The organism is Parahoeflea alexandrii (assembly GCF_024105735.1).
Lineage (GTDB): Bacteria > Pseudomonadota > Alphaproteobacteria > Rhizobiales > Rhizobiaceae > Hoeflea > Hoeflea alexandrii.
The window spans coordinates 58975-72797 of sequence record NZ_JAAAML010000003.1; the positions used below are offsets into that span (position 1 = coordinate 58975).

Below are 13823 nucleotides of genomic sequence, written 5' to 3' on the forward strand. Positions count from 1 at the left end.
CATGAATCTGCTGACGGTCACATCAGTCACAAGGACGTTTGAGAATCCCGTCGCAACCATTACCCTGGATGAAACCGCACGGCATCGACGCCGCATGCGGATGGTCTCCGACCGCATGGAGAACGGCGCCACCATCGCCTTCCTGCTTGACCTGCCGCAGGCGCAGCTGTTGCGCCATGGTGACGGTCTGGTGCTCGATGATGGCCGCGTCATCGAGATTCGCGCGGAACCCGAAAGGCTGATGGAGGTGAGGGGCAGGGATGCCCGGCATCTGCTGTCGCTGGCCTGGCAGATCGGCAACAGGCACCTGGCTGCTGAAATCTCCGAAACGGCAATCCGGCTGAGAACCGATCACGTGATCCGCGACATGCTGATCGGGCTTGGAGCTTCGGTTGAGGACATCGAAGCGCCGTTCGATCCCGAGGGCGGCGCCTATGGCGGGGCGCATGCCAGTAATCATCACGACCACGACCACGACCACGACCGCGACCACGACCACGGCCATGAACATGCGCATGGTCATGAACACGGGCACACCCATGACTAGAAACCACGATTGGCATGGCGATCAGATCACCAGGGATACGGTCATTGATGCAGCCTACCGGAATACCCAGAATGTACGCCGCTTCTTCCTGTCCGAGATTGGTGAAAGGTTCAAGTTCGATCGCCCCTTCATGGAGTGGATGAGAACTCACCGGGGAGACAGGATGTCAGACGCCGTTGCCGAATGGCTGCGCCGCGAGGCCGCGAAATGAACGATGCAACGGCGCTTTTGCGGCTGATGAGCTGGCTCTCGCCGGTGTTTCCCATTGGTGGATTTGCCTATTCCGCCGGGCTGGAGCAGGCGGTGCACGCGGGCCATGTCGGCGACCGCGAGTCGCTCGCCGCCTGGGTCGAGGTTCAACTCACCCAGGGCGCGCAATGGAATGACGCCGTCATGCTGGTGGAAGCCCATCGCGGCGCCGGTGACAGGGATGGACTTGCTGAACTGTCCGATCTTTGCCGGGCGCTCTGTGTCGGCCAGGAGCGTCTCAACGAAACGGTGGGGCAGGGGACGTCGTTTCTTCAGGCCGTGTCCCATTGGGTCAGTCGCGATCACTTCCCCGGACGGGAGACGCCCTTGCCGGTGGCTGTCGGAATTGCGGCAGGTGTCGACGGCATAGATCCCCGCCTGGCTGTCGGCGCCTATCTGCACGCCTTCGCGTCCAACCAGCTGCAATGCGCCATCAGGCTCTCCGTCCTGGGCCAGGATGGTGCCGCCGGAGCGCTGGCCGGCCTCGAGACGATCATCGGCGAAACAGCCGGGCGCGCCGCGAATTCGACACTGGAAGATCTTGGCGGCGCTGCCTTTGTTGCCGATATTGCCTCGATGAACCACGAGACCCTCGAACCGAGACTGTTCCTGTCATGATCATTGTATCGGCCCTGTTCATAGCGCTTGTGCTAGGACTGACCTCAGCCCTGCATTTTTACTGGGCCGCGGGCGGCATGTGGCCGGCCAGAGACGAGCAGAGCCTCGCTCGAACCGTCATCGGTGGCAACGGCATCGCCGGAATGCCCGACCGGCGGCTGACCATTGCGGTGGCAAGTTGCATAGCGCTTGCCGCGGTCTGGCCGATGCTGTGGCTCGGCTGGATCGTCACACCGGCACCGGATTGGCTGTTGACGGCCGGCATGGCAGTTCTGTCTATCGTGTTCATTGCCCGCGGCATCGCCGGATTTGTTCCTGCCGTAAAGAAAAGGAACAGTGAAGAGCCCTTCGCGACGCTGAACGCGCGCTATTTTTCGCCATTGATCGTGCTGCTTGGCTTGATTTTGACAGTACTCCTTCTGACAGATCCGAGGGTAACCCCATGACATCATCGAACGGCCCCCTGCGCATCGGCATCGGCGGCCCGGTTGGCTCCGGCAAGACTGCCCTGACCGACAAGCTCTGCAAGGCGATGCGCGACACCTACTCGGTCGCGGTGATCACCAATGACATCTACACCCGCGAGGACGCCGAGGCGTTGGTGCGGATGCAGGCACTGCCGTCCGACCGGGTGGTTGGCGTCGAGACCGGCGGCTGTCCGCACACGGCAATCCGCGAGGATGCCTCGCTCAACCTGCGTGCCATCGATGCGCTGAACGAGCGCCATCCCGGTCTCGACATCATCTTCATCGAGTCCGGCGGCGACAATCTCGCCGCCACCTTCTCGCCGGATCTCGCCGACCTGACGATCTATGTCATCTCTGTGTGCCAGGGCGAGGAGATCCCCCGCAAGGGAGGTCCGGCGATCACCAGGTCGGACCTGCTGGTGATCAACAAGATGGATCTCGCTCCCCATGTCGGTGCCGATCTTTCGGTCATGGAACGCGATGCATCGGCTGGCCGCAAGGGGCGTCCGCATTTGTTTACCGATATGCGCCGCGGCGCAGGGATCGAGGATGTGGTGGCCTTCATCGAGGAGACCGGCGGGCTGCGCGCCGCCACGGCGGCGCAATAACCGGCCGGTAAGCGCCCCGGTTCAGTCCCGCTCGAAATCCGGCAGGCTGTTGAAGGCCGAGCGCAACGCATCGGACCACCCGTCGGAGATTTTCCGGTAGTAGGGATCGGTGGACTGGATTCGCTTCTCGTAGCCTTTGGTCAGGCTGTCGCGCTCGTAGTATTGAAGATCGAGCGGCAGACCCACCGACAGGTTCGATTTCAGCGTCGAATCGAACGAGACGTAGAGCAGTTTGGTCGCCATTTCGAAGCTCATTTCCGGATCATACGCCCGCACCAGGATCGGCTTTCCGTACTTGTGCTCGCCGATCTGGAAAAACGGATTGTCGTCCGTCGCCTCGATGAAATTGCCTTCCGGGTAGATCAGGAACATCCGCATCGCGCCGCCGGCGACCTGGCCGCCGAGAATGAAGGTGGCGCTGAAGGTGGATTCGCTCTGGTAGCCGCCGTCCGACGCAGTCTTGATCACGTCGCGCACGGTCTCGCCGACCAGGCGCGCAACGCCGAACATCGAGGGCACTTCCATGATGTCCGGGTGCCGGTCTTCGGCGGCCTTGGTATGTTCTTCCAGCATGCTGACAACCGTCTGCGTGGTCGCCAGATTGCCCGCCGACAAAAGCGTGATCAGGCGTTCCCCGGGCTTGGACCAGGTGTACATCTTGCGGAAGGTGGAAATGTTGTCGACGCCTGCATTCGTCCGGGTGTCGGACATGAACACGAGGCCCCTGTTGAGGCGTAGCCCGACACAATAAGTCATGATTCGCGAATCAGCCCCGAAAATTAAGCAGGATTCTTATTGCTCCACTGTGATCCGGACTGCAAGCTGTTCTTCGCCGGTGCCGGTGCGCACACCTGATATCGGCGCGGCATCCTTGTAGTCGAGGCCATAGGCGATGTGGACATAGCGGTCATCGGGCGAGATATCGTTTGCCGGATCGAAGCCGACCCAGCCGAGGCCGTCGACATGGGCTTCCGCCCATGCGTGGCTTGCGGCCTGGTTGGGCGTATCCTCCATCATCAGGTAGCCCGACACGTATCGTGCCGGGAACCCCATCACGCGGGCGGCTGCGACAAAGGCCTGGGCGTGATCCTGGCAGACCCCTTTTCCGGAGGCCAGCGCATCTTCCGCCAGCGTCTGGGTCTGCGTCGCCCCCGGGACATAGGCCATGGCCTGATGCAGCTCGGTCTTGAGGCTGTGCAACTGGTCGAGCGGCTTGCCCTTCTCGATGCCGCGTGCCAGCTCGCGGATCAGTTTGCCCGGTTTCGTCAGCGCTGAATCCCGTTGGTAGAGCCACAACGGCATGTAGGCCTTGTGCGGGCCCGATACGCCGATCTTGTCGTAGGTCTCGACAATGCCGGAAGCCACGACCTTGATGGCTTCGGTGTCACGGCTCGCACTCACCAGTTCCACCATGTTTCCGAAATGGTCGACATAGCGTGCTTCCACCGTGCCGCCTTCAACCTCTGTGTTCCAGGAATGCACTGTCTGCAGTGGGCTGTTCTGCGGGGTCAGTCTGAGGCGCTGCAGCGCATACCGGACCGGCTGCGCATAGGCATATTCTGTCACATGGGAAATCTTGAGCTGCATCAGGTCAGTCCTGGTAGAACCGGTAGGCTTCGGAGATTTCGGCAGCAACCCGGCTGTTCTGGCTGATGAAACCCTGAAGAAATTCGTGAAGACCGGTATCCATGATCGACTGGATTTCCCGCTCCCGCAGCATCCCCAATGTGGCTGCCGCGGTCTCATGGCAGCTTTCCCGTGCGCCATATTCCCGCTCGAGGTAGGAGAGGTTGGCGTTGATCTTGTCGTAGCAATAGGCAAGCGATCGCGGCATGCGGCCATTCAGGATCAGAAAATCCGCGATGTTGGACGGCTTGTAGTCGTCGTCATAGACCCATCCGTACGAGCGGTGTGCCGACACCGACCTCAGGATCGATTCCCACTGCACATTGTCGAGCGATGAGCCGACATAGGAAACCGCAGGCAACAGCACATAGTACTTCACATCCAGAATGCGCGAGGTGTTGTCGGCGCGCTCGATGAAGGTGCCGATGCGCGAGAAATTGTAGAGCTCGTTGCGCAGCATGGTGCCGTGAAAGGCGCCGCGTATCAGTCCCGTGCGCTGCTTGATGTTGTCGATGATCCCCGGCATGTCCGCACTTGAAGGCTTGCGCGCCAGCTGTGCCTTGATGTCGAGATAGCATTCGTTGGTTGCCTCCCAGGCCTCGCGGGTGAGCGCCGTTCTCACCATCCGCCCGTTGTTCCTTGCAGCTTCGATGGCGCAAAGAATGCTCGACGGGTTGGACTTGTCGCGCAGCAGATAGTTCACGGCATCGGCGCTGGTGACTTCGGGATTGGTCTCGCAATAGGCGCTGTAGACCCCCGAACTGCGCAGCACCGATTCCCACTCCTCCTCGTGCCCATGCATGCGGGTGAGCGACATGCGCAGGCCGGCATCGATCAGTCGTGCCGTGTTCTCCGCGCGCTCGATATAGCGGAACATCCAGAACAGGCCGTTTGCGGTTCTTCCCAGCATGTTCAGTCCTCCAGCACCCAGGTGTCCTTGGTGCCGCCTCCCTGACTGGAATTGACCACCAGCGAACCTTCCTTCAGCGCCACCCGCGTCAGTCCGCCGGGAATGATCTGGATCTTGTTGGAAACCAGCACGAAAGGCCGCAGGTCGACATGCCGCGGCGCAAGTCCCTTCTTGACCAGGATCGGCACGGTGGACAGCGAAAGCGTCGGCTGGGCGATGTAATTGCCCGGCTTGGCCTTCAGTTTGGCAGCGAACTCCGTCCGCTCGCGCTTGCTTGCGGCCGGTCCCACCAGCATGCCGTAGCCACCCGAGCCATGGACTTCCTTGACCACCAGCTCGGCGAGATTGTCGAGCACGTATTGAAGCGTGTCGGCTTCCGAGCAGCGATAGGTCGGAACGTTCTCGAGGATCGGCTTCTGGCCGGTGTAGAACTCGACGATCTCGGGCATGTAGGAATAGATCGCCTTGTCGTCCGCGATGCCGGTGCCGGGTGCATTGGCAATCGTGATGTTGCCCGCGCGGTAGACATCCATGATGCCGGGCACCCCGAGGGTTGAATCCGGGCGGAAAGACAGCGGATCGAGATAGTCGTCGTCGACACGGCGGTAAAGCACGTCTATCGCCTGGTAACCCCGGGTGGTGCGCATGGCCACCTTGCCGTCGATCACCCGCAGGTCGGAGCCTTCGACCAGTTCCACGCCCATCTGGTCGGCGAGATAGGCGTGCTCATAGAATGCCGAATTGAAAATGCCGGGGGTGAGCACCGCAATCCGCGGCTTGCCCTTGCATCCGGGAGGCGCCACCGCCGCAAGGCTCTGGCGCAGCAGTTTCGGGTAGTTTTCGACCGGGCGAACCTTGTTGAGATGAAACAGTTCGGGAAACATCTGCATCATGGTTTCGCGGTTTTCCAGCATGTAGGACACGCCCGATGGCGTCCGCGCATTGTCCTCCAGAACGTAGAACTGCCCTTCGCCGGTGCGGACGATGTCTGTGCCGATAATGTGCGTATAGACCCCGCCCGGCGGACGCATGCCGATCATTTCAGGCAGGAATGCGTCGTTCTTCTCGATCAGCGCCCGCGGCACGCGGCCCGCCTTGATGATTTCCTGCTTGTGGTAGATGTCGTCAAGAAAGGCGTTGAGCGCCATCACCCGCTGTTCGATGCCTTGCGCCAGCTTGCGCCATTCCGATCCGGAGATGATCCGCGGCACAATGTCGAAGGGGATCAGCCGTTCCGAAGAGTCTTCCTTGCCGTATACGGCAAAGGTAATGCCGGTCTTTCGAAAGATGGTTTCGGCATCGCGGGACTTCTTGATGAGATCGGAAGTCTTCTGTTCCGAATGCCAGTTGAAGTATCCCTTGTAGGGTGTTCGCGGAAGGCTGTCCGCAGTCAGCATTTCATCGAAAGGCACGTGTTTGGTGCTCCCCTTTTGAGATCATAAGATCGCATCACGGCTTAGAAAGCAAGAACCGTGCAGAATTTCTATTGTTCCGTAAGGACTGCGTTTTTTTTGCCTTGTGTTGCAATCCTGTCTCAATCCGGTTGGGCCTACCGCGGTGTGAGGACCGTTGATCTTGCTTCTCGCAAAGGCCGGGTTTAACGCTCCCCTGTCTCGTCAGTGCCGGTATTCTCATTATCGGTGCTCAACAGGTTTGGATCCGCTTCATGACCCTCGATCGCATCGCTCCGGCCCTGTTCGTCCTGCTCTGGTCAACCGGTTGGATCGTGGCCAAATACGCGAGTCCGCACGCCGATCCGCTTACCTTCCTGAGCCTGCGTTTCACGCTTGCCGCCGTGCTGTTCGCCGTCATCGCCTTCGTAAGCCGTGCCGCCTGGCCATCGTCCCGATCCGGCTACCGCCACGCCGTTGTTTCCGGGGTGTTTCTGCATGGCATCTATCTGGGTGGAGTCTGGTGGGCGATTTCCCAGGGCGTGCCTTCCTCGGTGTCGGGCCTGATTGCGGCCCTGCAGCCGCTGTTGACGGCACTTGCCGCTCCGGTGATCGTCGGCGAACGGCTCAGCGGCGCGCAAAAGCTCGGTGTTGTGCTTGGATTTGCCGGGCTGACGGTCGCCATCCTGCCACGCCTGATGGCGCTCGAATCCTCCATGCTGCAGATCGCCCTGTTGCCCTTGCTGGTCAATGTTTTTGCCATGGCATCGGTGACGGCGGGCACGCTCTACCAGAAGCGCTATCTGCAGGAGGGCGACCTGCGCTCCATCGCGTCGCTGCAGTATGTTGGCGGGTTTCTGGTGGTCATGCCGATGGCATTGCTGATCGAGCCTCTGCGGATCGACTGGAATCTGGAATTCGCGCTCGCCATGGGCTGGTCCGTCCTTGGGCTTTCGCTGGTCTCGATCATGTTGCTGCTCTATCTCATCCGGCGTGGCCAGGTTTCGCGTGCGGCGTCGCTGACCTACCTGGTGCCGCCTGCCGTCGCGATCGAAAGCTGGATCCTCTTCGGTGAGGTGCTGACTGTCCCGATGATCATCGGGACACTGATCGTCGTCATTGGCGTCTGGCTGACCAATCGCAAGACACGGGTCATCGTCTAGGCGGACTCGCAAGCAAATAGGAGAGTGTCATGGTGCTCGAAAATCTGACGATCCGGCCAGCGACCATCGCCGACGAAGCCATGGTTTCGGGAGTTCTTGCTGAGAGCTATGCCAGTCTCTGGCAAGACCATTACTCCCGCTCAGATCTTGATGTGCTGTTGCCGTTGATAACCCGGGCCCAGCCGCAGCTGCTGGAGTCTGGCCGGTTTTTTGTCGCCATCAGCAACAGACAATGCGCCGGTTGCGGTGGCTGGAGTCTGGCCGTTCCCGGCAGGACGGATGAAATAATTCCCGGCACCGGACATGTCCGCCATTTCGCGGTCCATCCGGATCATCTGCGCAAGGGTGTCGCCAGAGCGCTTTACAGCGTCTGCCTGGCGCAGGCCAGGAACCTCGGCCTGGTTCGCATGGAAGCCTGGTCGTCCCTGCAGGCTGTACCGTTCTATGCCGGTCTGGGCTTCCGCGAGATCGAGCCGTTGACGATCGATTTTCCCGACGGCATTGCCCTCCAGTCGGTCCGGATGATTGCCGATCCCGCGTGATCAGAAATCGGTCGGCACGCCGCCTTCCAGCTTGCGCCTGGCGACAAAGGCATCAAGCTCTTCCACGATGGCTTCATCGAGTGCCGGAGCCTCGAAACCCGCGAGTGTTTCCTTCCACACCCGATTGGCATGGTCGTAGGTGGTGGGCTGGCCGGCAAGGCTCCAGCTTTCGAAATTGCGCCAGTCCGAAAGCATCGGCGAGTAAAACGCGGACTCGTAGCGCGACAAGGTGTGCGCGGTGCCAAAATAGTGACCGCCCGGGCCGACATCCGCAATCGCATCCATGGCCAGCGCTTCCGGGCTGGTGTCGAGCGGTGCCAGGAATTCGGCGACCATTTGCAGCATGTCGACATCCATCACGAATTTCTCGAAAGAGGCCGTCAGACCGCCCTCCATCCAGCCTGCGGCATGCATGATGAAGTTGCCGCCGCCCTGAACCAGTGCCCAAAGCGACATCATCGATTCGTAAGCTGACTGGGCGTCGAGCGTGTTGGCCGCGCAGGTGTTGGACGTCCGGTATGGCAGTCCATAGCGGCGGGCCAGCTGTCCCCCCGCCATGACCGCTTTCATGTATTCCGGGGTTCCGAAGGCCGGTGCCCCCGATTTCATATCGACATTCGAGGTAAAGCCTCCATAGATCACCGGCGCGCCCGGCCGGACCAGCTGGGTAAAAGCGATCCCGGCGAGAGCTTCGGCGTTCTGCTGCACCAGCGCTCCGGCTATGGTGACCGGCGCCATCGCGCCCGCCAGCGTGAACGGCGTGATCACCACGACCTGATTGCGCGATGACATCTCTATGATGCCCTGCAGCATCGGGGCGTCGTACCGCAGCGGCGAGGAGGCATTGATGATCGTGAACAGGGAAGGTTCCGCTTCGAGCTGTTCGGCTGACACACCGCGGCCGATGCGTACGATCTCCAGTGCATCAAGATTGCGCTCTTTGCCTAGGGAATAGGCATGGAATGGCTTGTCCGTGAGCTTGACCAGATCCGACAGGCAATCGAGGTGCCGCACCGAGGCGTGCAGGTCGGTCGGTTCCACCGGGTAGCCGCCGGTCATGTGGATGACGTCGAAGGATTGCGCCAGTCTTATCAGGTTGCGGTAATCTTCCTGTGTTCCGGTCCTGCGGCCATTGTCCTTGTCGGAGCAATAGGGAGCCGATGCAACCTGAGCGAAGGCGAGATTGCGTCCGCCGATGTTGACATTCCGCTCGGGATTGCGCGCATGCAGGGTGAACGGGCCGGGGGCCTGCCTCACCAGGTCCAGCACCAGCCCGCGATCGAGCCGCACCCGCTCGGTGCCTGCAACGACATCAGCGCCCGCTGCGGCAAGCCGGTCCCGCGCCTCCTTGAGCATGAAATCCATCCCGATTTGCTCAAGCACGGCAAGCGATGCCTCGTGGATGGCTTCCAGTCCCTCCTCGGACAGAAGAAGCGATGGCTCCTGTGTATTGAGTATCGAGCGATAGCGCAGAGTGGCCGGGCCTTTCCTGCCCTTGCCCCGGTCTCCGCCGCGTCCCCCGCCTGCGCGCCTGCGCCTTTCCGGTGCTCCGGCGGTGTTTTCGATCGCCGTAGCGACAATGTCCTCAAGCTTGCTCATGGGAGTGCGCCTTGTGCGGTTTCATCCGACGCTCTGCCTGGCAGCGATGGATCGGCCGCAGGCTGGTCGGCAAAGACGCTATGCCGGACTTTGCCTTTCGGCAAGCGGCTTTGAGGTCGTTAAGTGGCTGCGTCCTGGCAGCAACCCCGGCGCGAAATACAGCTTCGCGAAAGCCGCCGGGTCTAAAGCGTAATTGATGGTTAACGCTTTATTCAAAGCCAGTGTGCAGACTGGGCATGCAGAATCGGGCGATTGCTTGCATCTATGGGGACTGCCGGGTGGATGAAGTGGAAAGTAACGAGGGCGACGACTCGCTCGCCAAAGCCTGTGCACAGGTCTCCCGCGATTCCAATCCGGCTTTCGTCAAGGATTCGGAGCTCCGCTATCTTGCGGTCAACACAGCCTATGCCGAATTGTGGGACTGCCAGCCCGCGGCCCTGATTGGCCAGCAAAGCCATCAGCATTTTGAATCCGCCGAACAGAACGACCGCGACGAGAAGGAGCGCCGTACCCTCGTGTTCGGCAAGGATCAGGTGGCCCTGTTCACCCATCCTCTCAAGGGTGGGCGCTACCGGATCCGAATCCAGCGCGAGCGGCGCGCCTCGGGCAAGACGTTTATCGTCGGGCATTTCGAGCCGATCGCGGGCGTGCGCTTTGAAACCGTTGAGGCGGAAAGAACCACGCCCTCAGCTTTGCATGGGTCGGCTCCGGGGCAGCCAGTATACGGCAATGGTGCGGAGGCTGCGTCCCCCAAGGACATGACGGTACCGGATCTGCGGATCTCTGTCAGCGACGAGAACGCCGACCAATCGCTTCTCGACCGCTTCAACGAGATATTCGACTGCATGGATGTTGGTATCGTGCTTTACGATCCCAATGACGTGCTGATCTACGTCAATCCGGCAATGGATGCCATGACATCGCCGGACTACACGCTCGATGTCGGAAAATCGCTTCGCGAGGTCCTCGAAGTCACCTGCAGTTTCAGCGAGGCCGAAGAGCCCGAAGCCCGCAAGGACTGGATCGAAAACCGCATTGCGGTGCATCGCGACTATGGAAAGGCAACGGTCGAGCGGCTCAAGAATGGCCGCTGGATCAGGATCATCAACCGTGGCCTCAAGGATGGCTACACCTTGGGTTTGCGCGTCGATGTGACCGCATTGAAGGAACGCGAGGCCGCGCTGGAAACCAAGGTGGCGGAAAACCAGTTGTTCCGCGCAATCCTCGACGAGATGCCGATTTCGAGCTTCGTCAAGGACGAGGATTACCGTTACATCTATGTCAATCGCGCCCACGGCGAACTGACCGGCCTGTCCGGAAAGGATATGCTCGGCAAGGATGACTTCCAGGTCTTTGGCGAACAGGGCGGCCCGCTGCGGGAAGCAGATACGGAAGCGATGAACGGTCTCGGCCTGATGGAACGGGAAATCGAGCTGGACAGCGCAAGAGGCGAAACCCTCAAGCTGATCGATCGGAAGGTTGGCTTTACCGGCCCGGCCGGACGGCGCTACCTGCTCGGCACGACCATCAACGTTAGCGACATGAAACGCCGCGAGCGCGAGGTGTATGAGGCCCAGCGCCGTGCCGAACTCCACAAGGCCGACCTCGAAAGCGTGATCGAGGCCATGTACATGGGCATGGTCGTCGTTGACCGCGACACCAATGTCGAACTGATCAACGGAGCGTTCTTCCGCATCTGGAAAATCGCGTCCCGTGACGACTACATCGGCGCCCCCTTCCGTGCGCTCATCGATGTCAATCGCGAGAACGGCATCTATCAGGTCGCGGAGGAAGACTTCGAAGATTACGTCGAGGCGCGTCTGCAGGAAATCCGGGCGGGCTACGTCGAGCCGCGGGAATTCTCCCGCGCCGATGGGCGCACCATGATCTACTCTGTCCGCTCGCTCTCCGAAGGCAAGCGGATGATATCCTATTTCGATGTCTCCGAACTCAAGCAGCGTGAACAGGAACTCGATCTCGCCAGAGCCGAGATCGAGCGCGCCAGCGAGCTTCTGCGCGGAGCGGCCGGAGCCATGGCACAGGGCTTGATGGTGACCCAGAATGCGGTCATCCAGTTCGCAAACGATGCCTTCTACGAAATGCTCGAGGTGCCGCGTGAGGTTGCCGCGGTCGGCAAGGACCTCAATAACTTCTTCGATTTCTGTCAGCAGCGCGGTGATTACGGCAGCGATGAAAAGGCCGAGGCCACCCGGACAAGTGTCAATGATTACCACAGGAAAATGGTGCCGCACACAATCGAGCGGCAGACCAGATCCGGTCGCTGGCTCCGGATAGACGGCAAGCCGACTGACAGTGCATCGATGATCATCACCTACACCGATGTCACCGACGCGAAACATCGCGAGGAAGAGCTGCAGCATCTGGTGGTCAAGGCAGAAATGGCCGATCGTGCGAAATCGGAGTTTCTGGCCAATATGAGCCACGAGATCCGCACCCCGATGAACGGTGTTCTGGGCATGGCCGAATTGCTCGCCCGGACCGAACTGGACACCCGCCAGCGCACCTTTACCGACATCATCGTCAAATCCGGCAATGCGCTGCTGACCATCATCAACGACATTCTCGATTTTTCAAAGATCGATGCTGGCCAGCTCGTTCTTGATCAGGCCCCGTTCGATCTCTCTGAGACCGTCGAGGACGTGGCGTCGCTGATTTCAAGCCGTGCGGTCGACAAGGACATCGAACTGATCGTCCGCATCGATCCTTCCCTGCCGTCGCGGGTGGTGGGCGATGTGGGCCGCCTCCGGCAGATCATCACCAATCTGGCCGGCAACGCCATCAAGTTTACCGAATCCGGGCATGTTCTTATCGAAGTCACTGGTGCGGTCAGCAGCTCGGACATGCTCGATCTCGCAATTCATGTGCACGACACCGGAATGGGCATTCCGGCAGACAAGCTGGAAGCGGTCTTCGAGAAATTCTCGCAGGTCGATACATCCTCGACCCGCCGGCACGAGGGGACCGGCCTCGGGCTGGCCATCACTTCCCGGCTGGTCGATCTGATGGAAGGCCGGATCCACGCTGAAAGCGAGGTCGGCAAGGGCTCGGTGTTCACGATCGAAGTGAGCCTGCCGGTCGATCACAGCACGGTCGAGCGCGTCCGCATTGCGCCGATCGATGTCTCCGGAGCGAGGGTCCTGGCGATCGACGACAACCCCGTCAACCGGTCCATCCTGATTGAGCAGTTGACCGCCTGGGGGTTTGATTCCTGTGCCGCTGTCTCCGGTCAGGAGGGGCTCGAGGTGCTTGCGGCAGCAAACAAGTTCGCGGTCCCGGTCGATGTCGTCATCCTCGATTATCACATGCCCGAGATGGATGGCGTGATGACGGCGCGGAAGATCCGCAACAGTTTCGGTCCGGACAAGCCTGCAATCATCATGCTGACTTCGATGGACCTCAGCGCATCCGATGCCGATATCCGCAAGGGTGCGGTGCAGGCTGCCTTGATGAAGCCGGCGCGCTCTTCGCTGCTGCTTGAGACCATCGTCGACGTGTTGCAGGCCGCAGCACATAACCAAAGGGCCAGCCATGTGGAAGCCTCGGCTGGGGCTGATACCGAGCCGGCGGGGCAGGTTCCGCTCGCTTCGCCGCGCACGCCCGTGATGTCCGCGCCGCCGCCGCATCGCTCCGCTCAAACGCCCTCGGCGGAAAAAGCACGGGGCGGCCAGCGTCTCGAACTGCTTGTCGCTGAGGACAACGAAGTCAACCAGATCGTCTTCACCCAGATCCTTGACGAGATGGGACTGAACTACCGGATCGTCGACAATGGTGGCAGCGCTTACGACACTTGGAAGAGCCATCGCCCGGCGATGATCCTGATGGATGTCTCCATGCCGGTCATGAACGGCCATCAGGCGACCCAGGCCATCCGCAAGGCGGAGGCGGAAGATGCGGACCTTGGCCATACCCCGATTGTCGGCGTAACCGCGCATGCCTTGACCGGTGACATGGAACGCTGTCTCGATGCGGGCATGGATGACTATCTTTCCAAGCCTATCAGCCCGGAAAAGCTGGAAGCCAAGATCAGGGAATGGTTGCCCGAGGAGATTGCGGCTCGCATCAAGCACGGGTGACCGGTCTCC

At 60.7% G+C, this 13823-nt stretch carries 13 protein-coding genes; 8 read left to right on the forward strand and 5 right to left on the reverse strand.

Annotation, left to right across the window (positions count from 1 at the left end; translation table 11 throughout):
- The first annotated feature begins 1 nt into the window (after window position 1).
- Genes GTW23_RS15150 through ureG form a run of 5 tightly spaced genes read left to right on the forward strand, consistent with a single transcriptional unit; the run spans window position 2 to window position 2489 of the window.
- A complete protein-coding gene (locus GTW23_RS15150; RefSeq protein WP_252916376.1) occupies window positions 2-547 on the forward strand; it encodes an urease accessory protein UreE in 546 nt (181 codons plus the stop codon).
- Window positions 540-758, forward strand: a complete 219-nt coding sequence (locus GTW23_RS15155; RefSeq protein ID WP_252916377.1) for a DUF6434 domain-containing protein — start codon at window positions 540-542, stop codon at window positions 756-758. Before GTW23_RS15150 ends, GTW23_RS15155 begins: the two co-directional genes overlap by 8 nt.
- A complete protein-coding gene (locus tag GTW23_RS15160; RefSeq protein WP_252916378.1) occupies window positions 755-1414 on the forward strand; it encodes an urease accessory protein UreF in 660 nt (219 codons plus the stop codon). The genes GTW23_RS15155 and GTW23_RS15160 overlap by 4 nt, the downstream gene beginning before the upstream one ends.
- A complete protein-coding gene (locus tag GTW23_RS15165; RefSeq protein ID WP_152009695.1) occupies window positions 1411-1860 on the forward strand; it encodes a DUF3995 domain-containing protein in 450 nt (149 codons plus the stop codon). Before GTW23_RS15160 ends, GTW23_RS15165 begins: the two co-directional genes overlap by 4 nt.
- Complete coding sequence (gene ureG, locus GTW23_RS15170; RefSeq protein ID WP_152009694.1) at window positions 1857-2489, forward strand: urease accessory protein UreG; 633 nt, start codon at window positions 1857-1859, stop codon at window positions 2487-2489. The genes GTW23_RS15165 and ureG overlap by 4 nt, the downstream gene beginning before the upstream one ends.
- A 21-nt stretch (window positions 2490-2510) precedes the next feature.
- On the opposite strand, the gene GTW23_RS15175 is transcribed toward ureG, so the two are convergent.
- Genes GTW23_RS15175 through GTW23_RS15190 form a run of 4 tightly spaced genes read right to left on the reverse strand, consistent with a single transcriptional unit; the run spans window position 2511 to window position 6422 of the window.
- Window positions 2511-3245 (reverse strand): proteasome-type protease, encoded by a 735-nt coding sequence (locus GTW23_RS15175; RefSeq protein ID WP_152009693.1) that lies wholly within the window; start codon window positions 3243-3245, stop codon window positions 2511-2513.
- Window positions 3246-3281: 36 nt separating this feature from the next.
- Window positions 3282-4076 (reverse strand): transglutaminase family protein, encoded by a 795-nt coding sequence (locus GTW23_RS15180; protein ID WP_252916379.1) that lies wholly within the window; start codon window positions 4074-4076, stop codon window positions 3282-3284.
- A 4-nt stretch (window positions 4077-4080) separates the two neighbouring features.
- Window positions 4081-5025 (reverse strand): alpha-E domain-containing protein, encoded by a 945-nt coding sequence (locus GTW23_RS15185; RefSeq protein ID WP_252916380.1) that lies wholly within the window; start codon window positions 5023-5025, stop codon window positions 4081-4083.
- A 2-nt stretch (window positions 5026-5027) separates the two neighbouring features.
- The gene (locus tag GTW23_RS15190) at window positions 5028-6422 is read right to left on the reverse strand and encodes a circularly permuted type 2 ATP-grasp protein (protein WP_193217435.1); all 1395 of its coding nucleotides are present in this window, start codon (window positions 6420-6422) and stop codon (window positions 5028-5030) included.
- A gap of 269 nt (window positions 6423-6691) precedes the next feature.
- Between GTW23_RS15190 and GTW23_RS15195 the strand changes: the two genes are divergently transcribed.
- On the forward strand, window positions 6692-7579 hold the full coding sequence (locus tag GTW23_RS15195; RefSeq protein ID WP_252916381.1) for a DMT family transporter: 888 nt from the start codon (window positions 6692-6694) through the stop codon (window positions 7577-7579).
- 29 nt (window positions 7580-7608) lie between these two features.
- Window positions 7609-8121, forward strand: coding sequence for a GNAT family N-acetyltransferase (locus tag GTW23_RS15200; RefSeq protein WP_252916382.1), 513 nt, complete (start codon window positions 7609-7611; stop codon window positions 8119-8121).
- On the opposite strand, the gene GTW23_RS15205 is transcribed toward GTW23_RS15200, so the two are convergent.
- Window positions 8122-9720, reverse strand: coding sequence for a trimethylamine methyltransferase family protein (locus GTW23_RS15205; protein WP_252916383.1), 1599 nt, complete (start codon window positions 9718-9720; stop codon window positions 8122-8124).
- A gap of 287 nt (window positions 9721-10007) precedes the next feature.
- Here GTW23_RS15205 and GTW23_RS15210 point away from each other — a divergent pair, with 287 nt between their 5' ends.
- Complete coding sequence (locus GTW23_RS15210; protein WP_252916384.1) at window positions 10008-13814, forward strand: PAS domain-containing hybrid sensor histidine kinase/response regulator; 3807 nt, start codon at window positions 10008-10010, stop codon at window positions 13812-13814.
- The last annotated feature ends 9 nt before the right edge of the window (window positions 13815-13823 follow it).